Below are 25,802 nucleotides of genomic sequence, written 5' to 3'. Positions count from 1 at the left end.
GCTACCGTCGACAGGGGCGGGCCGCCCCTGCCGACGGGGGGAGCAGCGGATGTTCGGTGGAGCGAGATGTCCGGTCGGGCCACGGGAGCAGGCCTGGGTCGAGGAGTCGACGGCCTGGCTGCTGGCGGAGTTCGGGCCCGAGGTGCTGCGGCGGCCGCCGGTGCTGCCGACCGCCGACCACTTCCCGGGGCCGTTCGACGGTTCCGCGGAGCAGATCGGTGAGCTGGTGGTCCGGCTCTGCGGTCACTTCGGGGTGGACCCGGGCGGGCTGCTGGTCGAGGTCGGGCCCTACGATCCGCAGGCCGATCTGATGGCGGCCGAGCTGGGGCTGACCGTGAGCTCCAGCGGGGCGGCGGGCCACTTCCGGATCGAGCGGGGGCGTCCGGTGGTCGCCGTGGAGCAGGAGCTGGCCGCCCGCCCGGTCGCCCTGGTCGCCACCGTCGCCCACGAGCTCGGGCACGTCCGGCTGCTCGCCGGGAACCGGATCGACCCCGACCGCACCGACGGCGAGCCGCTGACCGATCTGCTCACCGTCTTCTTCGGCTTCGGCGTCTTCAACGCCAACGCGGCCTTCACCCGGGTCGACCGGGGCGGCCGGGTCAGCCGCCACCGACTCGGCTACCTGACCCAGGAGGCGTACGGGTACGCGCTGGCCTGCTACGCACACCTGCGCGGTGAGGACCGCCCGGGATGGGCCGTCCACCTGGACGCCAACCCGCGGGGCTACCTCCGGCAGGGCCTGCGATTCCTGCGGCGGCACCCGCTCGGATTCGCCGCCCGCTGACCGCCCGCCGCCCGCGCGTCGGCCGTTCCGGTGGGTGGGCTAGGATCCCGCGGAGCCCGGACTGATGATCAGTCCGGCCGGGGAGGGAAACCATGATCGAGGGCGACGTCGAGCAGCCGGCACCGGCCCGGCGCGGGTGGCTGCGGCCCGCCGCGCTGGTCGCGGTCGGGGTGCTGGGGGCGGCGGGCCTGGCCGGCTGGGCGCTCACCGGGTCCGACCCGGCGCCCGCCCGGACCCCGGCCGTCGCTCCGGCGACCCCGGGCCTGTCCGCCGGACCGTCGGCCTCCCCGTCGCCCTCCCCGTCGGCCGCGGCCGCCACCGGGCCGAGCGACCAGCCGAGCACCGGGCCGAGCGCCGAACCGAGCACCCCGGCGAACTCCGGGCCGACCGCCGTGCCGAGTGCCAGGCCGGCCACCAAGGCCGCCGCGCCCACCCGGCGGGCCACCGCGACGCCGCGCAGCGAGATCAGCCCCCGCACCGACGACTGCGGCTGCGACCACCGCCCCGCCCCGGTCAACCCCGACTGCCAACGGGACCCGGCCGGCAACGTGATGACCTGCGGCCCGGTGCTGACGCCCACCCCGCCGCCCAACCCGGCGGCCTCGCCCAAGCAGTACACCGGCCCGCCCGCACCCCCGAACTGACGGCCCGTCGCACGGGCAGTCGTCCCTCCTGGGATCGACCAACGGCGGGGCGGAGTCGGCGGTTCGCCTCGGCCTGTCCGGGGCCTGGGCCCTCGGGCGGGCGTCACTTGCGCGGGTTGGCCCGTCGGGTCGGCTGCGCCGTCGCCGGGTCCTCCGGCCACGGGTGGCGGGGGTAGCGCCCGCGCAGCTCCGCACGGACGGCCTTGTAGCCCTCGCGCCAGAAACCGGCCAGGTCGCCGGTGACGGCGGCGGGACGCCCGGCCGGGGAGAGCAGGTGGATGGTCAGCGGGACGCGCCCGCCGGCCAGCTTCGGCGCGGCCTGCCAGCCGAACAGCTCCTGCAGCTTGACCGCCAGCACCGGCCGGTCGCCGCTGTAGTCCACCCGGATCCGTGAGCCGGTCGGTACGGCGATCCGCTCCGGCGCCAGCTCGTCCAGCCGTCCGGCCTGCCCGCTCGCCCAGGGCAGCAGGCGCTGCAGCGCGGCGGTGGTGTCGATCCGGGCGAGGTCGGAGCGCCGCCGGGCCCGGCCGAGTTCGGGTTCCAGCCACCGGTCGGCGGCGGCGAGCAGGGCCCGGTCGCTCACGTCGGGCCACGGGTCGCCGAGCGTGCGGTGCAGGAAGGCCAGCCGCTCGCGCAGTCCGGCCGCGCCCGGCGGCCAGGGGAGCAGTGAGCCGACACCCTCCCGGGCCAGTCCTTCCAGCAGTGCGGCCCGGACCAGTGCCCGGTCGGGGGTCCTCAGCGGTTCGGCGGCCAGTTCGATCGCGCCCAGCGCCTCGACCCGACGGGCCGTCAACTCGGATTCCCGGGCCGACCATTCGACCTCCTGCCGGTCGGTCAGCAGGGCCGCCCCGGCCTGCCGGGCGGTCTCCTCGTCCAGCGCCACGGCACGCTGGATCCGCGCCGACGGCGATCCCGCCGGCCGGTCGGCGACGGCGACCACCAGCCAGGGCGCACCCGACAGCCGAGACCCGGCGGCGAGGGTGCCGGCCGTGCCGGAGGCCATCAGGTACGGCCCTTCGGTGCTGCGGGCGCGGGCGATCCGCTCGGGGTACGCCAGGGCGACCACCAGCCCGGCCGCGGCCGCGTCGGACAGCCCGGTCCGCGGGGCGTCCACCGAGCGCTGCAGCCGCCGGACCTCCTCGCGCCAGCGGCGGGTATAGGGGTCGCCGCCGTCGCGCACCGCGCGCCAGACCCGGGCGAGGTCGTCGCCGAGCGCCCGGGGTGGTTCCTCCGACAGCAGGGCGACCAGTTCGGCCGCCCGGTGGGCGCCGACCCGCTCCGCGCCGTCGAGCAGGGCGCGGGCCAGGCGCGGGTGCAGCCCGGTGCGGGCGATCCGGTGGCCGCGCTCGGTGGCCCGGCCGTCGGGGTCCACCGCGCCGAGCGCGGTCAGGGTCTGCCGGGCGGCGGCCATCGCCCCGGTCGGCGGCCGGTCCGGGAGGGCCAGTGCGGCGGCGTCGGGATCGCCCCAGCAGGCGGCCTGCAGGGCGAAGGAGGTGAGGTCCGCCAGGGCGATCTCGGGGGTGGGGAAGCGCGGGGCCAGCGCGTCGGAGGCCTCCGCCCAGCAGCGGTAGACCGTCCCCGGGGCCTCGCGTCCGGCCCGGCCGGCCCGCTGCCGCCCGGCGGCCAGCGAGGCCCGGACGGTCACCAGGCCGGCGAGGCCGCGGGCGTGGTCGGTGCGCGGTTCGCGGGCCAGCCCGGAGTCGACCACGACCCGGACGCCGGGCACCGTCAGCGAGGATTCGGCGACGGAGGTGGACAGCACCACCCGGCGCCGTTCGCCGGCGGTCAGCGCCGCGTCCTGGACGGTCTGCGGGGCCTGGCCGTGCAGTTGCAGCACCTCGGCCGGCAGGTCGGCCAGTTGTCCGGCGACCCGGGCGATCTCGCCGACCCCGGGCAGGAAGCAGAGCACGTCGCCGTCCCGCTCGGCCATCGCCCGCCGGACGGTGGCCGCGACGTGCTCCAGCAGCGCGAAGTCGACCCGGGTGCCCTGCGGGGGCTTCACGGCGCGCGGCGGGGGAGCCCAGACCACGTCGACGGGGTGGGAGACGCCGTGTGCCTCGACCACCGGCGCCGGTCCGTCCTCGCCGCCCAGCAGTTCGGCCCAGGCGCCGGTGTCGGAGGTCGCGGAGGCGCAGACCAGCTGCAGTTCCGGACGGAGCGCGGCCCGGACGTCGAGCAGGAAGGCGAGCGCGGTGTCGGCGTCCAGGTGCCGTTCGTGGCACTCGTCCAGCACCACGACGTCCACCCCGGCCAGCTCCGGGTCGCGCTGCAGCCGCTGCAGCAGGACCCCGGTGGTGACCACCTCGACGACCGTCGCCGGGCCGACCCGCCGTTCGCCGCGCACGGTGTGCCCGACGGTCCCGCCCACCGCCGAGCCCAGCAGCCAGGCCATCCGCCGCGCGGCCGCCCGGACCGCGAGCCGGCGCGGCTCGGCGACCAGCACCCGCCGGGCCGGTCCGTCCAGGCCGGGTACCAGCCCGGCCAGCGCCAGCGGCACCAGCGTGGTCTTGCCGGTGCCGGGCGGCGCGGCCAGCACCGCGACCCCGCGCTCGGCCAGGGCCCGGTGCAGCGCCGGTACGGCGGTGCGGACGGGCAGTTCCACCCCCACGGGACGCACCGCTCAGCCCCGCTCCGCCACGAAGATCGCGGTGCCGGGGATCAGCCGGCCGCGCAGCGGGCTCCAGCCGCCCCACTCCTGCTGGTGGCCGTCCGGCCACTCCGGTTCGACCAGGTCCAGCAGCCGGAAGCCGGCGCCGGTGAGCTCCCGCACCCGGTCGCCGAGCGTGCGGTGGTGCTCCACGTAGGTGGCCCGGCCCTGCTCGTCCTGCTCCACGTAGGGGGTGCGGTCGAAGTAGGAGGCGGCGGCCGTGAGCCCCTCGGGGCCGGGCTCGTCGGGGAAGGCCCAGCGGATCGGGTGGGTCACCGAGAAGACCCAGCGTCCGCCGGGCCGCAGCACCCGGTGCACCTCGCGCATCAGGGCGGCGGTGTCGGCGCTGAACGGCACCGCCCCGTACGCCGAGCAGGCCAGGTCGAACGCGCCGTCCGCGAACGGCAGCACGGCCGCGTCGGCCTGCACCACGGCCACCGGCGCGCCGCCCCGGCCGAGGTCGATCCGGCGGGCGTGCTGGAGCTGGCGGAAGGAGATGTCCAGGGCGACCGGCCGGGCACCCTGCGCCGCGAGCCAGCGCGCGCACTGCGCGGCGCCGGCGCCGATCTCCAGCACGTCCCGGCCCTTGAGCGAGTCGGCGTCGCCGAGCAGCCGGGCCTCGGCCTCGTCCAGGCCCTCCGGGCACCACACGAAGCGGTCGTCGCCGAGGAACTCGCCGTGCTCGTCCTGGTACTCGTCGGCGTTGCGGTCCCACCAGTGCCGGCTGGCGCGGCTGCTCTCGTGCTCGCCCGCGGTACGGCGGACGGCGTCGCCGTCGTCCTCGTCGCCGACGGCGAGGTGCTCGGGCGGCAGGTCGTCGAGATCGTCGGGCTGGAAGTCGGGGGTGGTGGCCAAGGTGGTAGTGCCCGTCGCGTAGGGTATGGACTGCGGAAGCGCTGCTGTCGCGACCGGGCCCCTGGCAAGGGATCGGGATCGGACAGTGGCATCCGGGGTGGGCCCCTGCGGCTGCCTGTCTCACACCCAGGTGTGAGGTGCGCAATCGGAGGATATGGCCTGATCGATCCCGGCCTCTACCGGTCCCGCCTCCTTCGGCGTTGACCGTGCCCGGCTGTCCCCGTATGCTACAAGTTGCGCTGCGGGCCTGCGCGCCTCGGACGGAGCAGGTCGCGCTCGCATCTGTCGAAGACCCCACGGTCGCAAGACGGACACCATTTCTCGTTGTACGGGACCGCGGTGTGCCGTGTTCTTGGCTGTCCGGCTTTCGGTGGGAGCGATACGGGCCCTCCGCGTGGCATTACCTACGACTTCATGTCCGTACCGGAGCCCTTTTCCTAATGACGAGCCCCACCGACACCTCTGTCAGCACCACCCCGCAGGTTGCGGTCAACGACATCGGCGACGCGGAAGCCTTCCTCGCGGCGATCGACGAGACCATCAAGTACTTCAACGATGGCGACATCGTTGAGGGCGTCATCGTGAAGGTCGACCGTGACGAGGTGCTCCTCGACATCGGTTACAAGACCGAGGGTGTCATCCCGTCTCGCGAGCTCTCGATCAAGCACGACGTCGACCCCCACGAGGTTGTCAAGGTTGGTGACAACATCGAGGCCCTGGTTCTCCAGAAGGAGGACAAGGAGGGTCGTCTGATCCTGTCCAAGAAGCGCGCTCAGTACGAGCGTGCCTGGGGCACGATCGAGAAGATCAAGGAAGAGGACGGCATCGTCACCGGTACCGTCATCGAGGTCGTCAAGGGTGGTCTCATCCTCGACATCGGCCTCCGTGGCTTCCTCCCGGCCTCGCTGGTCGAGATGCGCCGCGTCCGCGACCTCCAGCCGTACGTCGGCAAGGAGCTCGAGGCCAAGATCATCGAGCTGGACAAGAACCGCAACAACGTGGTCCTGTCCCGCCGTGCCTGGCTGGAGCAGACCCAGAGCGAGGTCCGCCAGACCTTCCTCACCACCCTGCAGAAGGGCCAGGTGCGCTCCGGCGTCGTCTCCTCGATCGTCAACTTCGGTGCCTTCGTGGACCTGGGTGGCGTCGACGGTCTCGTCCACGTCTCCGAGCTGTCCTGGAAGCACATCGACCACCCGTCCGAGGTTGTCGAGGTCGGCCAGGAGGTCACCGTCGAGGTTCTCGACGTCGACATGGACCGCGAGCGCGTCTCCCTGTCGCTGAAGGCGACCCAGGAGGACCCGTGGCAGCAGTTCGCCCGGACCCACCAGATCGGCCAGGTCGTCCCGGGTAAGGTCACCAAGCTGGTTCCGTTCGGTGCGTTCGTCCGCGTGGACGAGGGCATCGAGGGCCTGGTCCACATCTCCGAGCTGGCCGAGCGCCACGTGGAGATCCCGGAGCAGGTCGTCCAGGTCGGCGACGAGATCTTCGTCAAGGTCATCGACATCGACCTCGAGCGCCGCCGCATCAGCCTCTCGCTGAAGCAGGCCAACGAGTCCCTCGGTGCCGACCCGGCGTCGGTCGAGTTCGACCCGACCCTGTACGGCATGGCTGCCTCGTACGACGACGCCGGCAACTACATCTACCCGGAGGGCTTCGACCCCGAGGCGAACGACTGGCTGGCCGGCTTCGAGAAGCAGCGTGAGGAGTGGGAGCGCCAGTACGCCGAGGCGCAGTCCCGCTTCGAGCAGCACCAGGCCCAGGTCATCAAGAGCCGCGAGGCCGACGCCGCCGCTGCCGCCGAGGCCGGCGAGGAGGCCCCGGTCTCCGGTGGTGGCTCGTACTCCTCCAGCAGCGACGAGGGCTCCGGCGCTCTCGCTTCGGACGAGGCGCTCGCCGCGCTCCGCGAGAAGCTGGCCGGCGGCCAGAGCTGATCGCTGACGGTCCGTCCCTGACGGTCTGTAGCTGAGGAAGCCCCCACCCGGGAGACCGGGTGGGGGCTTCTTGCTGCTTAGGTGGTCTTTATGTGAAGGAAATTGTGATATGAGGCTCATGGTCCGCCTATAGGCTGAAGATGAGCTTGCGCATACGTTTGGGGCAACTGTCCGAAAGGCCTCCTGCATATGCGCCACTCGCACACCGCTGCACCGCACGCGCCCGCCGACCCCAAGGTCGGTGGGCGGCTCGCAGCCCTCGGTCGGGCCTGCTACCGGCATCGCCGCTGGGTCCTCGGCTTCTGGGTGGTGGTGCTCGCCCTCGGTGTGCTGATCGGAGGCCGGGTCTTCGAGGGCACCGTGGCCTCGACCGGCGCCGGTGGCTCCGAGTCGGCCCGGGGCGAAGCGGTGGTCCAGGCGGCCGACCCGGTCCAGGGCACCGTCACGGCCGTGGTCGACGGCGCGGCCGCGACCGATCCGGCCGTACGCGCCGCCGTCACGGCGGCCACCGCCGAGATCGCCGGCCTGCCCGGGGTCGCCTCGGTCGCCGACACCTACGGCGCGGGCGGCTCGCTCACCTCCGCCGACGGGAACGCCAGCCTGGTCTCCGTACGGATGGCCGACGCCGGCACCCCCGCCCAGCTGGACGCCGTCACCCACCGGCTGGCCGACATCGGCGCGCCGGGGGCGCACGTGACCATCGGCGGCGACCTGGTGCTCCAGCAGGAGGTCAAGGACCAGACCGAGAAGGACACCCGGTTCGGTGAGATCGTCACCCTGCCGTTGACGCTGCTGGTGATGGTGCTGGTCTTCGGCGGCCTCGCCGCGGCCGGACTGCCCGGGATCGGCGCGATCGCCTCGGTGGGCGGGGCCCTGCTGGCGATGTTCGGGTTCAGCCGGATGATGGACATCGACACCAGCGTGCTGCCGATCGCCACCGTGCTCGGCCTCGGACTCTCCATCGACTACGCGCTGCTGATGGTCAACCGCTTCCGTGAGGAGCGCGGCAACGGCGCCACCATCGCCCAGGCCGTCGAACGGACCTCCGCCACCGCGGGCCGCACCGTCGCCTTCTCCGGACTGACCGTGGCGGTCGCCCTCTCCGGGCTCTTCGTCTTCACCAGCCCGGTCTTCCGGGCGGTGGCGGTGGCCGGGGTGTCCGTGGTGGTCATCGCCGTCGCCGTCGCGCTGACCCTGATCCCGGCGCTGCTCGGCTTCGTCGGCCGCCGGATCAGGACCCCCGTCGCCCCCGTGTCCGACGAGGGCTTCTTCTCCCGGACGGTCCGGCTGGTGCAGAAGCGCGCCGTCCCGGTGATGCTGGTCTGCGTCGCGCTGCTGCTGGCCGCCGGCGCGCCGTTCCTGGGCTCGCAGTGGCGCAACTCCGGTGCCGACGTCCTGCCGAAGTCGTTCGCGGCCCGCCAGGTGGCACAGACCGTCGAGGAGCGCTTCCCGCAGCAGGCGCCGGCCCCGGTCACCGTCGTGGTCGAGGCCGACGCGGCCAGGGCGCAGGCGTACGCCGACGACGTGGTGGCCAAGCTGCCCGGGGTGGACGGGGTGCGGGCCGTGTCCCCGGTGGGCGACCGGCTGAGCACCGTGGAGGTGCTGGTGCACGGCGATCCGCAGGGCGCGCAGGCGAAGTCCGTGGTCGACGAGCTGCGGGCGGAGCGGGGCGGGCTGCAGACGTACGTCACCGGTGACGCCGCCTCGGTGGTCGACTTCCAGCACGAGATCTCCAGCCGGGGCCCGTGGGCGCTCGCCCTGGTCGGGGCCGGCACGCTGATCCTGCTGTTCATGATGACCGGCTCGGTGGTGATGCCGATCAAGGCCCTGCTGATGAACGTGCTCTCGCTGGGCGCCTCACTCGGTGCGCTCACCCTGGTCTTCCAGCACGGCTACTTCAGCGGACTGCTCGGTTTCACCCCGACCGGCGGGCTGGAGACGTTCATCCCGGTCCTGGTCTTCGCGTTCGCCTTCGGCCTCTCGATGGACTACGAGGTCTTCCTGCTCTCCCGGATCAAGGAGCTGCACGACCAGGGGTACGACTGCGCCAAGGCCGTGCAGCTCGGGTTGCAGCGCAGCGGTCGGATCATCACCTCGGCGGCCCTGCTGATGGTGATCGTCTTCGCCGGCTTCGCGGCCGGGCAGATGCTCATGGTCAAGCAGATGGGCATCGCGCTCGCGGTGGCCGTGGCGGTGGACGCCACACTGGTGCGCTGCCTGCTGGTGCCGGCCACCATGTCGCTGTTCGGCAAGCTCAACTGGTGGGCGCCGGCGCCGCTGCGCAGGCTGCACCGGATGATCGGGCTGAGCGAGCACATCAAGCTGCCGCCGCTCAACCTCCCGGCGCGGCTGCCCGCGCCGCGGCTGCCGGTGGTCGGGCCGGTCGCCCGGCTCAGCGATTGACGCAGCCGTTGCCGTAGCTCGGGGCCAGCGCGGTCGCGGCGTCCAGTACTCCGCAGGCGGAGGCCGAGCCGGCGCCGCCGGCCAGCAGCCCGAACAGGGCGGCGGCGATGATCAGGGCGGAGCGGGCGGTGCTGCTCATGGTGGGGTGCTGCCTCTCTCGATGACGGTCGCCCTGCACAACGCGCGGGCGACCGTCAGGGCATGTCCCGTTCACCCGGACGGCCCTCAGGCCAGCCGGCGCAGCAGGGCCACGCTCTGCCGCAGCACCCGCTGCTCCTCGGGGCTGAGCCGCTCGGTGATGGCGGCGGCGAGCTCCCCTTCGCGGCGGGCCCGCTGGGCGTGCAGGGCGGCGGTGCCGCGGGCGGTGGCGGCGAGCAGGACCTTGCGGCCGTCATGGGGGTGCGGCCGCTGCTCGACCAGCCCGGCCTCGGTGAGCAGCGCGACGGTGCGGGCCATCGACTGGTGGCGCACCCGCTGCAGTTCGGCCAGTTCGCTGGTGGTGCGCGGCCCCTCGCGGACCAGTCGGCCCAGGACGGCGGCCTGGTTCTGCGGCAGCTCGTCGCCGACCCGCAGCCCGCGGACCAGGGTGCCGATGGTCAGGCGCAGCTCGGCGGCGAGTTCCAGGGGGTCGACGTTCTCCATGAGGTCAGCCTAGCGTGTCGATGTACAGCAAAACTGTTCAGTCTTGCTGTAGGGTTTTTCCCATGCGACTGACCAAGCTTGGCCATGCCTGTGTCCGGATCGAGCGGGGCGGCACCACCGTGGTGATCGACCCCGGGATGTTCACCGAGGCCGACGCCGTGCGCGGCGCCGACGCGGTGCTGATCACCCACGAACACCTGGACCACTTCGCCGAGGACCGGCTGCGGGCCGCCGTCGCCGACCAGCCGGGCCTGCGGATCTGGACCAACCGCGCGGTGGCCGACCGGCTCGACGGGATCGGCGCCAACGTCTCCGTGGTCGGCGAGGGCGACGCCTTCGAGATCGACGGCCTCGACGTGAGCGTGCACGGCGAGTGGCACGCGGTGATCCACCCCGACATCCCCCGGGTCGGCAACATCGGGTTCCTGCTCGGCGGCACGCTCTTCCACCCCGGGGACGCGCTCACCCTCCCGCCGCACCCGGTGGAGACGCTGCTGCTGCCGATCGCCGGCCCGTGGACGAAGGTCTCCGAGCTGATCGACTACGTCAGGGAGGCCGGCCCCTCGCGCGCACTGGCCATCCACGAGGCGGTGCTCAGTGACGTCGGCCGGACGGTGCATGGCCGGCTGCTCGGCGAGGGCGGCCCCGGGACGGGCGCCGAGTTCGCCCAGCTCGCCGTCGGCGAGGGCGTCGACCTGCCCGGCTGACCACCGGGAACCGGGCCGTGGTGGGCTCCCCGTGGCCCGGGGCGGCCCGGTCGCGGCGGTTGTGCCGCTCGCCCCGAGGGGCCGCACCCGGGTTCTGCGCGGATGGCCGCTCAGCCGGCCGGAGCGGGCTCCTCGGCCGGGGTGAACGGGCGGCCGTCCAGGGTCCAGTGCGGGTCCGGGGTGATCTCCAGTGCCGCGTAGACGTGCGCCGCGACATCGGTGTGGTGCAGCGGCAGGACGGGGACGCCGGGGGTGATGCCGGGGCCCTGGGCGGCGATCCAGGCGGTGCGCTCCAGCTCGCTGCGGCCGCCGTGGCCGCCCTGGTCGACGTGGCCGTGGTCGGTGACCACGATGACCGTCCACTCCTCGTCGGCCCGGCCCGGGCGGCTGTCGACGGCGGCCAGCAGCCGGCCGAGCCGGCGGTCGGCGGCTTCCGCGGAGTGTCGGTACTCCTCGCCGCAGCCCAGGAAGTGGGCGGTCTCGTCGACCGCGCCGAGGTAGACGAAGGAGGCCTGCGGGTCGTCGTCGCTGCGGCCGAGCACGTACTCGGCCTCGGCGGTGACCCGCTCGTCGCAGACCTCCCAGGCCTGCGGGGTGTCCTCCAGCGGCGCGATGTAGGCGAGCCGGCCGGGTGCGGCGAACAGCGGGCCGCCGCTGCGGGCCAGGAACAGCGGCTCCCAGCCGCCGGCCGCGAAGGTGCGGCGGCGGTGGGTGGCGGCCAGCCGGGTGGTGAAGTCCGGGAAGACGTCCAGCCGGTTGCCGCCGAGGTGGTTGCCCAGCACCCCGTGCTTGGCCACCCCGACACCGGTGGTGATGGTCGCCCAGCACGGCCCCGACATGGTCGGGGTCGCGTCGTCGACGAGCACCGGGGCCAGGAAGCCGGCCTTCGCCACCGCGTCCAGGTGCGGGGTGTGCAGCTCGGGCAGCAGGTCGAGCCGGACGCCGTCGATGCCGACGACCAGGACCCGGCGCGGGCCGGTGGGCCAGAGGCTGGACATGGGGGTTGCTCCGTCCGTTCGAGTGTCTGTCCGGCACCCTAACCGGGCTGACGGGCCGTCGGCGCGGCCCGGCCCCCGGACTGCGGGGCGGACGGCCGAAGTGTTCGCCCGATGTTCGGCCGGTGTTCTCCGTACGGGCCGCCCGGGGCGGGGCTGTGGCGCACCGGTAGCCTGACGCCATGCTGAGGATCGGACTGACGGGCGGGATCGGCGCGGGCAAGAGTGAGGTGTCGCGACAGCTCGCGGAGCTGGGCGCGGTGATCGTCGACTCCGACCTGATCGCCCGCGAGGTGGTGGCCCCCGGCACCGGGGGCCTGAAGGCCGTGGAGGCCGAGTTCGGCCCGGAGGTGCTGCTGGCGGACGGCTCGCTGGACCGCCCGGCGCTCGGCCGGATCGTCTTCGGCGACCCGGCCCGGCTGGCGGCGCTGAACGGGATCGTCCATCCGCTGGTCAGGGCCCGCTCCGCCGAGCTGGAGGCGGCCGCCGGGCCGGACGACCTGGTGGTGCACGACGTGCCGCTGCTCGCCGAGAACGGGCTCGCGCCGCTCTACGACCTGGTGGTGGTGATCGACGTCCCGGACGAGATCCGCCTGGACCGCCTGGTGCGGTTGCGGGGGATGCCCGAGGAGGAGGCCCGTTCCCGGATGGCGGCGCAGGCCGACCGGCAGGCCCGGCTGGCCGTCGCCGACCTGGTGATCGACAACAGCGGCCCGCTGACCGACCTCGCGCCCCGGGTGCGCGAGGTCTGGCAGCGACTGAAGGACCGTCAGGCCGGCTGAGACGCGGCCGCCCGGGCCACGGCGGCCGCCGCCAGCCCGCGGACCAGCGGGTGGACGCTGCCGCCGTCGCCCGCCAGTTCCGGCTGGAACAGCGTGGCCAGGTAGAACGGATGCCCCGGCAGCTCGGCGATCCGCACCTCGCCCGCCTCGTCCCGTCCGCTGAACCGCAGGCCGTGCCCGGCCAGTACGGTCAGCCCCGGGCCGCTGGGCCCGTACGAGCAGTGGTAGCGCTCGACGGTCCGCTCGGCTCCCAGCAGCCGCGCGGCCAGTGACCCCGCCTCGACCGCCACGACGCCTTCGTGGCCGACCAGCGAGCAGGCCAGCGGGGCGATCAGCGGGTCGGCGGCGCCCGGGTCGTTCTCGGCGTGCGCGGCCCCGGCCAGCCCGCAGACCGTCCGGGCGAACTCCAGCATCGCGTGCTGGAACCCGCCGCAGGTGCCCAGGAACGGAATGCCCAGCTCACGGGCGGTACGGGCGGCCGCGACGGCGCCGGCCTCGCTGCGGTACGGGCTTCCCGGCACCAGCCAGACCGCGTCGAACCCGGCCACCGCGCCGTCGGCGACGGCGTCCTCGGTGGGGATCCAGTAGGCATCCAGCACCAGCTGCTCGCGGCGCGCGAGCGCGTCGAGCAGACCGGGGATGCGGGCGTGCGAACGGACACTGGGGGAGCGGTCGCCGACCAGGGCGAGCCGTGCGGTGCGGTAGGTCATGCGTCCATCCTGGGGGCCGCCCGGCCATCAGCGCCAACGATGATCCGTGACCTGTCCATCAGGAGAGCTGATGGACAATACCGGCATGGACCCCGTCTTCCTGCGTACCTTCACCGCCGTCGCCCGGCTCGGCTCCTTCTCGGCCGCCGCCCGGGAGCTCGGCTACACCCAGTCGGCCGTCTCGCAGCAGGTCGCGGCACTGGAGTCGGACCTGGGAGCCCCGCTGCTCGAACGGCGCCCGGTCCGGCCGACCGAGGCCGGCCGGCGGCTGCTGGAACACGCCGGGCCGCTGCTGCTGCGGCTGGACGCGGCCCGCGCGGACGTCCGGCGGCTGGTGGGCGCGCGACCGGCCCGGCTGGTGGTCGGCGTGTCGGCCCCGGCCGTCACCGACCGGCTGGCCCGGGCCCTGACCGGGGTCAGGGCCGCCCACCCCGGACTCGACCTGACCCTGCGGCAGCTGCCGCGCGCGGCCGTTGCCGCCGAGGTCGCCACCGGCACCGTCGACCTCGGACTGGTCGACGGCGTGGCCGCCCCCAGCGACCCGCTCGGCCTGCCGGACGTCGGACCGCTGCTCACCGTCGCGGTCGCCGAGGAACCGCTCGCCCTGGCACTGCCGGTCGGACACCCGCTGGCCGCACGCCCCGCGGTGGCCCTGGCCGACCTCGCCGACGCCCGGTGGCTGGACGCGCCCGAGGTGGCCATGGCCCTGGACCGGCTGCGTGCCGCGGCCGGCTCGGACGGCTTCCGGCCCGCCACCCGCTACGAGGGCACCGAGCTGAACGGCCTGCTGGCCCTGGTCGCCGCCGGGCACGGGCTCGCCCTGCTCCCGGCCGCCGCCGTGCACCGGGCGCCGGGCGTCGCGGCCGTCCCGCTGCGGACGCCCCGGCTGGTCCACCGGGTCGAGCTGGTGCACGGCAGTCTGCCGCCGGGCCCGGCGGACCGCCTCGTGCGGCTGCTCGCCGCCGCGTCCTGAGCCCTGGGGCGGTCCGGGCGGTCCGGGCGGGTCAGCCGGCCGGCTGGAGCAGGTCCCAGCGGTTGCCGTAGAGGTCCTGGAACACCGCGACGGTGCCGTACGGCTCGTGCCGGGGCTCCTCCAGGAAGACCACGCCGGCGGCGGTCATCCGGCGGTGGTCGGCGGCGAAGTCCTCGGTGGTGAGGAAGTGGCCGACCCGGCCGCCGGTCTGGTCGCCGATCCGGGCCCGCTGCTCGGCCTTGGTGGCCCGGGCGAGCAGCAGGCCCGACTCGGTGGCGCCGCGCGGGGCGACCACCACCCAGCGGTTGCCGTCGCCGCGCGGGGTGTCCTCGCGCAGCTCGAAGCCGAGGGCGTCGACGTAGAAGGCGATGGCCTCGTCGTAGTCGCGGACCAGCAGGGCGGTGAGGGAGATGTACGCCATGCCCCGATCCTGCCAGCAGCCGCGGGCCGGCGGGCCGTCAGGGCTTGCGTGCCACCCCGGCCCAGATCGCGACCTCGCGGTCGGTGTCCTGCGGCTCCTGGTCGGGCCGCCACAGCGGCGCCGTGACCAGGCCGGGCTCGGCCAGCTCCAGACCCTCGAAGAACCGGGCCACCTGCTCCCGGCTGCGCATGCTGAGCTGCGCGGTCGCGGCCCGGTAGACGGCGGGCCCCTTGGCGGCCTGCTCGGGGGTGGTGAAGTCGCCGGTGGCGTGCGACAGGGCGATCCGGCTGCCGGCGGGCAGCGCGTCCAGCAGGGTGCGCACGATGCCGTACGGGTCGTCGGCGTCGTCGATGAAGTGCAGGACGGCGAAGAGCAGCAGGCCGACCGGCCGGTCGAAGTCGATCACGGCGCGGACGGCCGGGTCGGCCAGCACGGACTTGGGGTCGCGCAGGTCGCCCTGGACGACGGTGACGTGGCCGGCGCCCGACCCGGCGAGCAGGGCCCGGCCGTGCACCAGCACGATCGGGTCGTTGTCCACGTAGGCGACCCGGGCGTCCGGGACGATCCGCTGGGCGACCTCGTGGGTGTTCCCGGCGGCGGGTATGCCGGTGCCGATGTCCAGGAACTGGGTGATGCCCTCCTCGGCCAGGTGCCGGACGGCACGCTGGAGGAAGGCCCGGTTGGCGCGGGCACTGATCCGCACCAGCGGGCCGAGCGAGACGACCTGCTCGGCGGCGGCCCGGTCGGCCGGGAAGTTGTCCTTGCCGCCGAGGTAGTAGTCGTACATCCGGGCCGGGTGCGGCACGTCCGGGCGCAGGTCCACCGGGACGTGGGTCTCGTCCCCCTCGTCCGACATCCAGTCCAGCGAGACGTCCTGATGGTCGGTCATCGAATGCTCCCCCGTTGCGCGTGGTCTCGCTGGCAGCATAGACGGGCCCGTCCGGCTTGCCGGGGGGAACCGGCAACTGGGCCCGGCGGCCGCTCTCAGGTCGCGGCGGGCAGCGGCTCCGGCCCGGCCGTGGGGTCGCCGGTGCGCAGATAGCGGGCGCCGGCTCCGGCCCGGCCGGCGCGGTCGTCCGCGTTGTAGAGCCCGCAGCGGGTGAGCGAGAGGCAGCCGCAGCCGATACAGCCGGTCAACTTCCGCTTCATCAGCTCCAGTTCCTCGATCTGCCGCTCGATCCTGGTCTGCCAGGTGCGGGCGACGCCGTTCCACTCCTCGTGGCTGGGCGCCCGGTCGACCGGCAGCCGGTCCAGTGCGGCGCGTACCTCGTCGAGGGAGAGTCCGACCTGCTGGGCGGCCCGGACGAAGGCGACCCGGCGCAGCGTGGAGCGGGCGAACCGGCGCTGGTTGCCGGTGGTCCGCTCGGAGTGGATCAGACCCATCCGCTCGTAGTAGCGCAGCGCCGAGGTGGCCAGGCCGCTGCGTTCGGCGAGCTGGCCGATGGTCAGGAGGTCGTGCCGGCTGAGTCCCATGGCGCAGAGGATAGCGCCGGCGCGGCTTGACTTGAAGTCGACTTCAGGTTGCACGATCCTCCCATGACCACCGCGACACACACCGAGCGGCGGTCCGGGGCCCAGTACGGCTTCTCGGACCTGCCCGACCTGCTGTCCCTGATGACCGGCGCAGAGAAGCACGGGCCGGCCGCCACCTCCACCCTGGACGTCCTGTGGGTGCTCTACGACCGGGTCCTGCGGGTCTCCCCGGAGACGGTCGGGGCCGCCGACCGGGACCGCTTCCTGCTCTCCAAGGGCCACGGCCCGATGGCGTACTACGCGGTGCTCGCCGCCAAGGGCTTCCTGGCCCCCGAGCTGCTGGCGAGCTTCGGCGGCTACGACTCCCCGCTCGGCCACCACCCGGACCGGCTGCTCGTGCCGGGCGCCGAGATCGGCTCCGGCTCGCTCGGACACGGCCTGCCACTGGCCGTCGGCACCGCGCTCGGCCTGCGGGCCCAGGCCCTGCCCGACCCGGCGGTGTGGGTGCTGATCGGCGACGCCGAGTTCGACGAGGGCAGCAACCACGAGGCGGTGGCCTTCGCCGGGGCCGCCGGGCTGGAGCGGCTGCACGTGGTGGCGATCGACAACTCCTCGGCCACGCACGGCTGGCGCGGCGGCATCGCGGCCCGGTTCGAGGCGGAGGGCTGGTCGACCGAGACGGTCGACGGCCGCGACCACGAGGCGCTGTACCGCGCCTTCACCGCGCCGCACCCCGGCCGCCCGCACGCCGTGGTCGCCCGCGTCGAGCCCAAGAACTCCTGAACCGCCCTTCCCCGTAGAGGAACCCCCGATGGAAACCATGCGCGACCGCTTCATCGACGTCACCGGCGAGCTGCTGGACTCCGACCCCCGGCTGGCGGTGGTGCTGGCCGACATCAGCGCGGCGGGTTTCGTGGCCGCCGCGGAGCGTCACCCGGACCGGGTGGTCAACGTCGGCATCCGCGAGCAGCTGCTGATCGGCGCGGCCGGCGGGCTGGCCCTGACGGGGATGCGGCCGATCGCCCACACCTTCGCCAGCTTCCTGATCGAGCGCCCCTTCGAGCAGGTCAAGCTGGACCTCGGCCACCAGGGCGTGGGCGCGGTCCTGGTGAGTGCCTCCGGCTCGTACGACTGGCCGGCCGGCGGCCGCACCCACATGGCGCCGGGCGATGTCGCGCTGCTCGACACCCTGCCGGGCTGGTCGGTGCACGTGCCCGGCCACCCCGACGAGGCCGAGACGCTGCTGCGGCACGCCGCCGCCGACGGCGACAGCCTGCAGTACGTCCGGCTCTCCGTGCACGGCAACGGGACGGCCCGACCGGTACGGCCGGGCCGCTTCCTGACCGTCCGGCGCGGCAGCGGGGCGGTGGTGCTGGCGGTCGGCCCGATGCTGGACGCGGTGCTCGCCGCCACCGAGGGCCTGGACGTCACCGTGCTCTACGCCGCCACCGTGCGCCCCTTCGACGCGGCCGGCCTGCGGGCCGCCCTCGGCGGCCGGGCCGACGTGGTCCTGGTCGAGCCCTACCTGGCCGGCACCTCCGCCAACGAGGCCCACGCGGCCCTGGCCGACCTGCCGCACCGGGTGCTGGGGCTCGGCGTCCCGCGCGAGGAGCACCGCCACTACGGCTCCATCCCCGAGCACCTGGCCGCCTACGGCCTCGACGAGGCCGGTCTGCGGGCCCGGATCACCGGCTTCCTGGGCTGACCGCCGAGGCACGGTCGGCGCGGCCGACCCGGACGACCGCCACCGAGTCCGGGCCGAGGACCAGGGAGCCGTCGCCGCCGGGGCGGGCGTCGCCGAAGGCCGCGAGGGTGCCCGCGTACGGGGCGTCGAGGTCGACCGCCACGGGCTCGGTGCCGCCGATCCGGACCGCCACCCGGTACGGGCCGCGGTGCACCAGCAGCCAGCCCCGCGCCCGGTCGTACCGGACCCGCACGGCCGACAGGTCCGGGTCCATCAGCTCGGGGGCGGAGCGCCGCAGGCGGATCAGCCGCCGGTACCAGTCGAGCAGCGCGCTGTGCCGCGCCTGCGCGGGCTCGGTCCAGTCCAGGGTGGAACCGAGCACCGTCGAACGGGCCTGCGGGTCGGGGACGTCCTCGGCGGCCCAGCCGTGTTCGGCGAACTCCCGCCGCCGGCCCTGCCGGACGGCCTCGGCCAGCTGCGGGTCGGTGTGGTCGGTGAAGTACTGCCAGGGGGTGCTCGCGCCCCACTCCTCGCCCATGAAGAGCATCGGCGTGAACGGCGAGGTCAGCACCAGCGCCGCCCCGGCGGCCAGCCGGCCGGGCGCGAGCGAGGACGAGAGCCGGTCCCCGGTGGCCCGGTTGCCGACCTGGTCGTGGGTCTGCAGGTAGCCGAGCAGCCGGTGCCCGTACGCCGTCGGGAACGGCCGCCCGTGCCGGCGGCCGCGGAACGAGGACCGGCTGCCGTCGTGGAACCAGCCCCGGGTCAGCGCCTTGGCCACCGCCGCGAACGGGTCCTCGGCGAAGTCCCCGTAGTAGCCCTGGGATTCGCCGGTGAGCAGGGTGTGCAGCCCGTGGTGGAAGTCGTCGCTCCACTGGGCCGCCAGCCCGAGGCCGCCCGCCTGCCGGGGGCTGGTGGTGCGCGGGTCGTTCAGGTCGGACTCGCCGACCAGGAACAGCGGCCGGCCGGTCGCCGCGCCCAACCGGTCGACCTCGGCGGCGAGTTCCTCCAGGAACGGCAGGGCCCGGTCGTCCGCGAGGGCGTGTACGGCGTCCAGCCGCAGGCCGTCGATCCGGTAGTCCCGCAGCCAGGCCAGCGCGCTGCCGATCAGGTACGCCCTGACCTCGTCCGAGCCGGCCGCGTCCAGGTTGACGGCGGCGCCCCAGGGGGTGTGGTGCCGCTCGGTGAAGTACGGCCCGAAGGCGGGCAGGTAGTTGCCGGACGGCCCGAGGTGGTTGTGCACCACGTCCAGCACCACGCCCAGCCCCTTGCGGTGCGCGGCGTCGACGAACCGCTTCAGGCCGTCCGGGCCGCCGTACGGCTCGTGCACCGCCCAGAGCGACACCCCGTCGTAGCCCCAGCCGTACCGGCCGGGGAACGGGCAGACCGGCATCAGCTCGACGAAGTCCACCCCCAACTCGACCAGGTGGTCGAGCCGTTCGGCGGCGGCGTCGAACGTCCCGGCGGGGGTGAAGGTCCCCACGTGCAGCTCGTACAGCACCGCCCCGGGCAGCGCCCGGCCCGACCAGGGGGTGTCGGACCAGGCGAAGGCGGTGTGGTCCACCGGGCGGCTGAGCCCGTCCGGCCCGTCCGGCTGGCGGGGCGAGCGCGGGTCGGGCAGGACCCGCCCGCCGTCGAGCCGGAAGCCGTAGTCCCCGGCGGGGGCCTCGCCCCGCCACCAGCCGGTCCGGCCGGTGTCCGGCCGCATCGGATGGACACCGCCGCCCACCTCGACCTCGACCCGCTCGGCGGCGGGTGCCCAGACCCGGTACTCCGTCACAGCCGGCGCCCGGTCGTCAGCAGGGCCACCGGCGCGTGCTCCAGCAGATCGGACACCTTCGACTCCCCACCGGCGAAGTGCCGTTCGGTCAGCTCGTCGGTCCACCGCCCGGGCGGCAGGGCCACGGTGGCGTCCGCCCAGCCGCCGCGCCGCCGCAGCCCGTACGGGAGTCTGGTGGCCAGGGCCAGCACCCCGTCCCCGCGGGCGAAGGCGACCAGGTGCTCGGCGGCCGGACCGGTGGCGGCCAGCGGGCGGTAGGGGCCGAACGGGTGGGTGCGGCGCAGGTGCAGCGCGGTGGTGGTCAGGTGCAGTTTCTCCCGGGCGAGGTCGCCGGGCCGCCCGGCGGGGGAGTCGGTCAGCCGGACGGCCAGCGCGGACAGGTCGACCGGGGCCCGGTTGTCCGGGTCGACCAGGGTGGTCAGCGGCTCCTCGCTGCCCTGGTAGAGGTCCGGCACCCCGGGCACGGTCAGGTGCAGCAGCGCCGCCGAGAGGGAGTTGCTGCGCGCGAACGGCGCCAGCAGCCCGACCATGCCCTCGATCCGGGGGCACAGGCCCGGGTGGCCCAGCACCCCCTTGGCGTACTCGGTCAGCCGCCGCTCGTAGCGCTCGTCGGGGGCCGTCCAGGAGGTGTGCACCTTGGCCTCCCGGGCGGACTTGAGCACCACCCCCACCAGCCGCTCGGCCGGCAGCGGCCAGGCGGCGACCAGGGTCTGCCAGAGCAGCCAGGCGCTCGGCCGGTCCGGGCAGGGCCCGGCGGCGGCCGTCCAGGCGGCGCACTCGGCGGCCCACATCTCCGGCAGCTCGGTCAGCACGGCCAGCCGGGCCCGGGCGTCCGCGCTGCGCTTGGTGTCGTGGGTGGACAGCGCCGTCATCGAGTGCGGCCACTGCCGCTCCAGGTCCGCGCACCAGCGGTGGAACTCCGCCGGGCGGACCCCCGGCCGGCCCGGGTCGCCGCCGACCTCGTTCAGGCCCAGCAGGGCCGTCCAGCGGTAGAAGGCGGTGTCCTCGACCCCCTTGGCGGCGACCGCCGAGGCGGTCTGCCCGAAGCGGGCGCAGAACTCGTCCTTCTCGCGGCTGCGGCCGAGCCGGCCGAGCGCCAGGTCGCGGACCAGCTCCGCGGTCGGGCCGGGCTCGCCGCCGGCCTCGTGCAGGGCCTCGAACACCGCGGCGAACTCCGCCACCGCCTGCGCCGGGGCCGGCTCGCCCGGCACCACGTACGGGCGGTAGACCGGGTAGTCGGTCAGCAGGGCCCGCAGGGCCTGCCGGAGCTCGCCCGCACCGTGGTCGGCCAGGGCGGGCTCGGCGCCGCAGATCCGGCCGGCCAGCCGGACCAGCCGCTCCACCTCGGCGGCCAGTTCGCCGTCCGGCGCGGTCAGCTCCGCGCGGGCCCGCAGCCCGGCCTCGGCGGCACTCGTCCGGTCGGCGACGTCCCGCTGGTACGAGGTGGTCAGCCGCTCGGCCCCGGCGTGGTCGGTGAGCACGCCGTCGATCCGGCGCAGCGCGTCGTACCCGGTGGTGCCCGCGCAGGGCCAGTCGGCGGGCAGCCGCTCCTCGTCGGTGAGGATCTTCTCCACCACGGTGTACGCCCCGCCGGTGGCCGCCGTGAGCTGCCGCAGGTAGCCGCGCGGGTCGGCCAGCCCGTCCGGGTGGTCGATCCGGAAGCCCTCCAGGACGCCCTCGGCGTGCAGCCGCAGCAGGGTGCGGTGGGTGGCCTCGAAGACCTCCGGCACCTCGATCCGCACGGCGATCAGCTCGTTGACGGTGAAGAAACGGCGGTAGTTCAGCTCCTCCGAGGACAGCCGCCACCAGGCCAGCCGGTACCACTGGCGGGCCAGCAGCTCGTCCAGCGGCAGCCGCTCGGTGCCCGGGCGCAGGGGGAAGGCGTGGTCGTGGTAGCGCAGCACGTCGCCGTCGACGGTCAGCTGGTCGAGGACGGCGCCGAGCCGGTCGCCGAGCAGCGGCAGCAGCAGGCGTCCGCGTCCGGGGGCGTCGGAGGGGCCGGGCTGGGCCGCCCAGTCGATGTCGAACCAGGGGGCGTACGGCGAGTCGGGACCGTCCCGGAGCACCTGCCACAGCGGTTGGTTGAGCTGCTCGGGGACGGGCAGCGCCATGTGGTTGGGCACCACGTCGGCGATCAGGCCGAGGCCGTGCCGGCGGGCCTCGGCGGCCAGGTCGCGCAGGGCGCTCTCACCGCCGAGCTGCTCGCTGATCCGGGTGTGGTCGACGGTGTCGTAGCCGTGCGTGGAGCCGGGTACGGCCTCCAGCAGCGGCGACAGGTGCAGGTGCGAGACGCCGAGCGCGGCCAGGTAGGGCACCGCCCGCTCGGCGTCGTGCAGGGTGAAGCCGGGCTGGAGCTGGAGCCGGTAGCTGGCCGTCGGCGGTCGGGCGGCGGCTGAGGTCATGGGGTCATGCCTACCCGCGCCGGGGGCGGCCTACCTCCGTCCTGGTACGAATGGCGCAGCGCCCGGCGCGGTGGTGCTCAGGCCGGCCGCTGCAGCACCAGCAGCGAGCGGTCGGTGAGCCAGAGGGTGTCGCCCGCCTTCACCCGGGTGCCGGTGCCGGGCGCGGGCAGCACCGGCAGGGTGGTGTCGACCACGACCACCCAGGCGTCGCCGTGGTCGGCGGGGACGGTGAATTCCAGCTGCGCCGAGCTGGCGTTGAACAGCAGCAGGAAGGAGTCGTCGACGATCTTCCCGCCGCGCCGGTCGGGCTCGGAGATGGCGTTGCCGTTGAGGAACACGGTGAGGGACTTGGCGTAGCTGGTGGACCAGTCCTGCTTGGTCATCTCCTCGCCCGAGGGGGTGAACCAGGCGATGTCGGTCAGGTCGTCGTGGGTGCCGGAGACCGGGCGGCCGTGGAAGAAGCGGCGGCGGCGGAAGACCGGGTGGTCGCGGCGGAGCCAGATCATGCCCTGGGTGAACTCCAGCAGCTCGGCCTGCGGACCGCGGGCCTTCGGCCAGTGCACCCAGGTCAGCTCGTTGTCCTGGCAGTAGGCGTTGTTGTTGCCGAGCTGGGTGCGGCCGAGCTCGTCGCCGTGGGAGAGCATCGGCACGCCCTGGGAGAGCATCAGCGTGGCGATGAAGTTGCGCTGCTGGCGGGCTCTGAGGTCCAGCACGGCGCGGTCCTCGGTCTCGCCCTCGGCGCCGCAGTTCCAGGAGCGGTTGAAGGACTCGCCGTCGCGGCTGTCCTCGTGGTTGGCCTCGTTGTGCTTCTCGTTGTAGGAGACCAGGTCGCGCAGGGTGAAGCCGTCGTGGCAGGTGACGAAGTTGATCGAGGCGATCGGGCGGCGGCCGTCGTCCTGGTAGAGGTCGGAGGAGCCGGTGAGCCGGGAGCCGAACTCGGCCAGGGTCGCCGTCTCGCCGCGCCACAGGTCGCGGACGGTGTCCCGGTACATGCCGTTCCACTCGGTCCACAGCGGGGGGAAGTTGCCGACCTGGTAGCCGCCCTCGCCCAGGTCCCAGGGCTCGGCGATCAGCTTGGCCTGGGAGACCACCGGGTCCTGCTGGACCAGGTCGAAGAACGAGGACAGCCGGTCGACCTCGTGGAACTGGCGGGCGAGGGTGGCCGCGAGGTCGAAGCGGAAGCCGTCCACGTGCATCTCGGTGACCCAGTAGCGCAGCGAATCCATGATCATCTGGAGCACGTGCGGGCTGCGCATCAGCAGGCTGTTGCCGGTGCCGGTGGTGTCCTCGTAGAACCGCTGGTCCTTGGCGAGCCGGTAGTACGAGACGTTGTCCAGGCCGCGGAAGGAGAGCGTCGGGCCGAGGTGGTTGCCCTCCGCGGTGTGGTTGTAGACGACGTCGAGGATCACCTCGATCCCGGCCGCGTGCAGCGCCTTCACCATCGACTTGAACTCCTGCACCTGCTGCCCGCGGTCCCCGGTGGAGGAGTACGAGGAGTGCGGGGCGAAGAAGCCGATGGTGTTGTAGCCCCAGTAGTTGGACAGGCCCAGGTCGCGCAGCCGGTGGTCGCGGACGAACTGGTGCACCGGCATCAGCTCGATCGCGGTGACGCCCAGCTTGGCCAGGTGCTCGATCACGGCCGGGTGCGCCAGCGCCGCGTAGCTGCCGCGGATCTCCTCGGGGATGCCGGGGTGCAGCTTGGTCAGGCCCTTCACATGGGCCTCGTACAGCACGGTGCGGTGGTAGTCGGTGCGCGGCGGGCGGTCGGTGCCCCAGTCGAAGTACGGGTTGATCACCACCGAGTGCATGGTGTGCGGCGCGGAGTCCAGGTCGTTGCGCCGCTCGGGGGCGCCGAAGTGGTACCCGTACACCGACTCGTCCCAGTCGATGTGGCCGCTCATCGCCTTGGCGTACGGGTCCAGCAGCAGCTTGGCACTGTTGTGCCGCTGGCCGAGGCCCGGATTGTGCGGGCCGTGCACCCGGAAGCCGTAGCGCTGGCCCGGTTGGACTCCGGGCAGGTAGGCGTGCCGGACGAAGGCGTCCGTCTCGCGCAGCTCGATGGCGGTCTCCGAGCCGTCCTCCGCGATCAGGCACAGCTCGATCCGGTCGGCGCTCTCGGAGAACACCGCGAAGTTGGTGCCGGCTCCGTCATAGGTGGCGCCGAGCGGGTACGGCTGCCCTGGCCAGACCTGCATATGTCCTCAACTTCCGTGTAGCGAACGGGACTGGCACCCACAGCGGTGTTCCCGGCGGAGCGCCGCGGCATGTACCACCCGTCCGTACCGTGACGCACGGCACATGTCGCATACTCCCCAACGGCCGCCCGAAGACCGAACCCATTCACCACTTGTTCGCCCGAACGGGTGTCCGTTGGCCGAAACTGACGAGGTCTCGGCTGTTTCGCGCGGGCCGACTGTCCGATCGTCTGTCCGATCGCGGTGCCGTCAACGGGCTGCGCCCCGGACGGCCGGGGCAGTACTCTTGATCGTCCGGCATGCCCACCGGACCGCGTGCCGGCCCAGGCTCTGCCGGGGCCGCCACGGTTGAGTCCGTGTCAGTGGACGGCCCGTCACTCCCGGTGAGCGGATGGCCGAGAGGTGAGGTGGCGCAATGGGGTTCCCCGCCGACGGCCAGGGCGGGCCCGAGCTGGGCCCCCGGCGCAGCGAGGCCCCGACCCTGGTGATGCGGCCCTCCGGTGCCGGGCGCGGCACCGTGCCGGGCCAGGCCGGCCCGGTCGAGGGCCCGCTGATGGCCTGGACGGCGGCCGAGTGGGAGACCGCCTACCGCCGGGTCCGGCTGGCCGGGCGGGCCTATGTCTGGCTCAACCTGGTCGAGCAGAAGATGCGCTCACTGGTCGACGAGGTGCTCCGGCCGCTCTACGCGCCCGCACACGGCGAGGACTGGGTGACGGCGGCCGCCGGCCCGGCCGGCGAGGAGTGGGTGCACCGGGCCTCCGCCGTCCGCGAGGTCAGCCGCCGCAAGGGCTACCTGCTCGACCCGGCCGACGACGACCCGCTGGTCTTCCTCACCCTGCCCCAGCTGCGCGAGCTGATGGTGCAGCACTGGCCCTGCTTCGAGCCGTACCTGGTGGAGCGCCGGGAGGTGGAGCTGGCCCTGGACGAGCTGGAGGTCGCCCGGCACGTGGTCTCCCGCAACCGGAGCCTGTCGCAGACCGTGCTGGACCAGACCGAGCGGGCCGCCGCCCGCCTGCTCGCCCTGCTCGACGGCGGCCACGGCGGGGTGCCCTCCGACGTGGTCGAGGAGCTGGTCGGCGGGCGTTTCGCGGACGTGGTCGCGGTGCACGCCGACCGGGTCCGGCTGCAGCGCGAGCTGCCGGTCGAGGACCTGCTGGACGGCGCCCGGCGGCTGGACGCGGTCGGCATCGGGCTCGGGATGCTCTGCCAGAACTACACCGGCAAGCGGCTGGTGCGGCTCGCCACCGAGGGCTGCCGGGTCCGGCTGCTCTTCCTCAACCCGGCCTCCAGCGCGGTGCGCCGGCGCGAGCGCGAGCTGGGCATCGGACGCGGTGAGCTGTCCCGGTCGATCGAGATGAACATCATGCACGTGCGCCGGGTCCGGGCCCGGCTGCGCGACCAGGGCGGCTTCGAGATCAGGGTCTTCGACGAGATGCCCCGGTTCACCGCGTACCTGGTGGAGGGGCCGCGGACGGCCGGCCCGGGCGGGCGGCGCCGCTCGACCGACCTCGGGGTGGTCCAGCCGTACCTGCGCCGGGCCCGGGGCATCGAGTCGCCCGCGCTGGTGCTGCGCGGCGGGGCGGGGCAGGAGCCGGGCGGCACCGAGCCGGGCCTGCTGGAGGTCTACCGCGAGGAGTTCGAGGGGGTCTGGGCCGACTCCCGGGCGGTCTCCTGACGGGCGCTCACCCCTCGGCCAGGCGGCCCAGCTCCGGTTGCCGGTGCCGGGCGGCGCGGATACCAAACAGGTGAGCGGTTCGTCCTCCCCTTCCCGCGCGGA

General features: G+C 74.3%; 22 protein-coding genes. 10 read left to right on the top strand and 12 right to left on the bottom strand.

The window, feature by feature from the left end:
* The first annotated feature begins 49 nt into the window (after positions 1 to 49).
* Complete coding sequence (locus OG871_RS10900; RefSeq protein WP_371496354.1) at positions 50 to 784, top strand: hypothetical protein; 735 nt, start codon at positions 50 to 52, stop codon at positions 782 to 784.
* Positions 785 to 876: 92 nt separating this feature from the next.
* Positions 877 to 1,428 carry a hypothetical protein gene (locus OG871_RS10895; protein ID WP_371496352.1) on the top strand — a complete coding sequence of 184 codons (552 nt, stop codon included), beginning with the start codon at positions 877 to 879 and terminating at the stop codon, positions 1,426 to 1,428.
* A 103-nt stretch (positions 1,429 to 1,531) separates the two neighbouring features.
* Here the strand turns inward: OG871_RS10895 and hrpB are convergent, their stop codons facing one another.
* A complete protein-coding gene (hrpB, locus tag OG871_RS10890) occupies positions 1,532 to 4,045 on the bottom strand; it encodes an ATP-dependent helicase HrpB (protein ID WP_371496350.1) in 2,514 nt (837 codons plus the stop codon).
* Positions 4,046 to 4,048: 3 nt separating this feature from the next.
* Positions 4,049 to 4,888, bottom strand: a complete 840-nt coding sequence (locus OG871_RS10885; RefSeq protein ID WP_371503272.1) for a class I SAM-dependent methyltransferase — start codon at positions 4,886 to 4,888, stop codon at positions 4,049 to 4,051.
* 482 nt (positions 4,889 to 5,370) lie between these two features.
* Here OG871_RS10885 and rpsA point away from each other — a divergent pair, with 482 nt between their 5' ends.
* Together rpsA and OG871_RS10875 are read left to right on the top strand one after the other, a co-directional pair.
* Positions 5,371 to 6,861, top strand: coding sequence for a 30S ribosomal protein S1 (gene rpsA, locus OG871_RS10880; RefSeq protein WP_371496348.1), 1,491 nt, complete (start codon positions 5,371 to 5,373; stop codon positions 6,859 to 6,861).
* A gap of 189 nt (positions 6,862 to 7,050) precedes the next feature.
* Complete coding sequence (locus tag OG871_RS10875; protein ID WP_371496347.1) at positions 7,051 to 9,264, top strand: MMPL family transporter; 2,214 nt, start codon at positions 7,051 to 7,053, stop codon at positions 9,262 to 9,264.
* Here the strand turns inward: OG871_RS10875 and OG871_RS10870 are convergent.
* A complete protein-coding gene (locus tag OG871_RS10870) occupies positions 9,254 to 9,403 on the bottom strand; it encodes a hypothetical protein (RefSeq protein WP_371496345.1) in 150 nt (49 codons plus the stop codon). The two genes, OG871_RS10875 and OG871_RS10870, sit on opposite strands and share 11 nt — an antisense overlap.
* Positions 9,404 to 9,489: 86 nt before the next feature.
* Positions 9,490 to 9,906, bottom strand: a complete 417-nt coding sequence (locus tag OG871_RS10865) for a MarR family winged helix-turn-helix transcriptional regulator (protein ID WP_371496343.1) — start codon at positions 9,904 to 9,906, stop codon at positions 9,490 to 9,492.
* Positions 9,907 to 9,968: 62 nt separating this feature from the next.
* Here OG871_RS10865 and OG871_RS10860 point away from each other — a divergent pair, with 62 nt between their 5' ends.
* Positions 9,969 to 10,613: an MBL fold metallo-hydrolase gene (locus OG871_RS10860; protein WP_371496341.1), complete on the top strand. Its 645-nt coding sequence runs from the start codon at positions 9,969 to 9,971 to the stop codon at positions 10,611 to 10,613.
* 110 nt (positions 10,614 to 10,723) lie between these two features.
* Here OG871_RS10860 and OG871_RS10855 read toward each other — a convergent pair whose 3' ends face one another.
* Positions 10,724 to 11,611 carry an alkaline phosphatase family protein gene (locus OG871_RS10855; protein WP_371496339.1) on the bottom strand — a complete coding sequence of 296 codons (888 nt, stop codon included), beginning with the start codon at positions 11,609 to 11,611 and terminating at the stop codon, positions 10,724 to 10,726.
* A 179-nt stretch (positions 11,612 to 11,790) separates the two neighbouring features.
* Between OG871_RS10855 and coaE the strand changes: the two genes are divergently transcribed.
* Positions 11,791 to 12,390: a dephospho-CoA kinase gene (coaE, locus tag OG871_RS10850; RefSeq protein ID WP_371496337.1), complete on the top strand. Its 600-nt coding sequence runs from the start codon at positions 11,791 to 11,793 to the stop codon at positions 12,388 to 12,390.
* Here the strand turns inward: coaE and OG871_RS10845 are convergent.
* A complete protein-coding gene (locus OG871_RS10845) occupies positions 12,378 to 13,100 on the bottom strand; it encodes a hypothetical protein (protein WP_371496335.1) in 723 nt (240 codons plus the stop codon). The genes coaE and OG871_RS10845 overlap by 13 nt on opposite strands.
* A gap of 70 nt (positions 13,101 to 13,170) precedes the next feature.
* Here OG871_RS10845 and OG871_RS10840 point away from each other — a divergent pair, with 70 nt between their 5' ends.
* Positions 13,171 to 14,073 (top strand): LysR family transcriptional regulator, encoded by a 903-nt coding sequence (locus tag OG871_RS10840; RefSeq protein WP_371496334.1) that lies wholly within the window; start codon positions 13,171 to 13,173, stop codon positions 14,071 to 14,073.
* A 31-nt stretch (positions 14,074 to 14,104) separates the two neighbouring features.
* Here the strand turns inward: OG871_RS10840 and OG871_RS10835 are convergent, their stop codons facing one another.
* The 3 genes from OG871_RS10835 to soxR all read right to left on the bottom strand — a co-directional run bounded on the left by OG871_RS10835 (position 14,105) and on the right by soxR (position 15,967).
* Complete coding sequence (locus OG871_RS10835) at positions 14,105 to 14,494, bottom strand: VOC family protein (protein WP_371496332.1); 390 nt, start codon at positions 14,492 to 14,494, stop codon at positions 14,105 to 14,107.
* A 37-nt stretch (positions 14,495 to 14,531) separates the two neighbouring features.
* Positions 14,532 to 15,350: an SAM-dependent methyltransferase gene (locus OG871_RS10830; RefSeq protein ID WP_371503271.1), complete on the bottom strand. Its 819-nt coding sequence runs from the start codon at positions 15,348 to 15,350 to the stop codon at positions 14,532 to 14,534.
* A 128-nt stretch (positions 15,351 to 15,478) separates the two neighbouring features.
* Positions 15,479 to 15,967 (bottom strand): redox-sensitive transcriptional activator SoxR, encoded by a 489-nt coding sequence (gene soxR / locus OG871_RS10825; protein ID WP_371496330.1) that lies wholly within the window; start codon positions 15,965 to 15,967, stop codon positions 15,479 to 15,481.
* Between the two features lie 63 nt (positions 15,968 to 16,030).
* Between soxR and OG871_RS10820 the strand changes: the two genes are divergently transcribed.
* Both OG871_RS10820 and OG871_RS10815 read left to right on the top strand, forming a co-directional pair.
* On the top strand, positions 16,031 to 16,750 hold the full coding sequence (locus OG871_RS10820) for a transketolase (RefSeq protein WP_371496328.1): 720 nt from the start codon (positions 16,031 to 16,033) through the stop codon (positions 16,748 to 16,750).
* Between the two features lie 28 nt (positions 16,751 to 16,778).
* On the top strand, positions 16,779 to 17,672 hold the full coding sequence (locus tag OG871_RS10815; RefSeq protein WP_371496326.1) for a transketolase family protein: 894 nt from the start codon (positions 16,779 to 16,781) through the stop codon (positions 17,670 to 17,672).
* Here the strand turns inward: OG871_RS10815 and treZ are convergent.
* The 3 genes from treZ to glgX form a co-directional block, all read right to left on the bottom strand.
* Positions 17,653 to 19,428: a malto-oligosyltrehalose trehalohydrolase gene (treZ, locus tag OG871_RS10810; protein WP_371496324.1), complete on the bottom strand. Its 1,776-nt coding sequence runs from the start codon at positions 19,426 to 19,428 to the stop codon at positions 17,653 to 17,655. The genes OG871_RS10815 and treZ overlap by 20 nt on opposite strands.
* A complete protein-coding gene (gene treY / locus OG871_RS10805) occupies positions 19,425 to 21,830 on the bottom strand; it encodes a malto-oligosyltrehalose synthase (protein ID WP_371496322.1) in 2,406 nt (801 codons plus the stop codon). The genes treZ and treY overlap by 4 nt, the downstream gene beginning before the upstream one ends.
* A gap of 77 nt (positions 21,831 to 21,907) precedes the next feature.
* On the bottom strand, positions 21,908 to 24,025 hold the full coding sequence (gene glgX, locus OG871_RS10800) for a glycogen debranching protein GlgX (protein WP_371496320.1): 2,118 nt from the start codon (positions 24,023 to 24,025) through the stop codon (positions 21,908 to 21,910).
* Between the two features lie 415 nt (positions 24,026 to 24,440).
* Here glgX and OG871_RS10795 point away from each other — a divergent pair, with 415 nt between their 5' ends.
* Positions 24,441 to 25,700, top strand: a complete 1,260-nt coding sequence (locus OG871_RS10795) for an SAV2148 family HEPN domain-containing protein (RefSeq protein WP_371496318.1) — start codon at positions 24,441 to 24,443, stop codon at positions 25,698 to 25,700.
* Positions 25,701 to 25,802: the final 102 nt, after the last annotated feature.

It is taken from the genome of Kitasatospora sp. NBC_00374 (genome assembly GCF_041434935.1).
GTDB lineage: Bacteria > Actinomycetota > Actinomycetes > Streptomycetales > Streptomycetaceae > Kitasatospora.
This window is presented reverse-complemented; position numbering and strand designations above follow the sequence as displayed.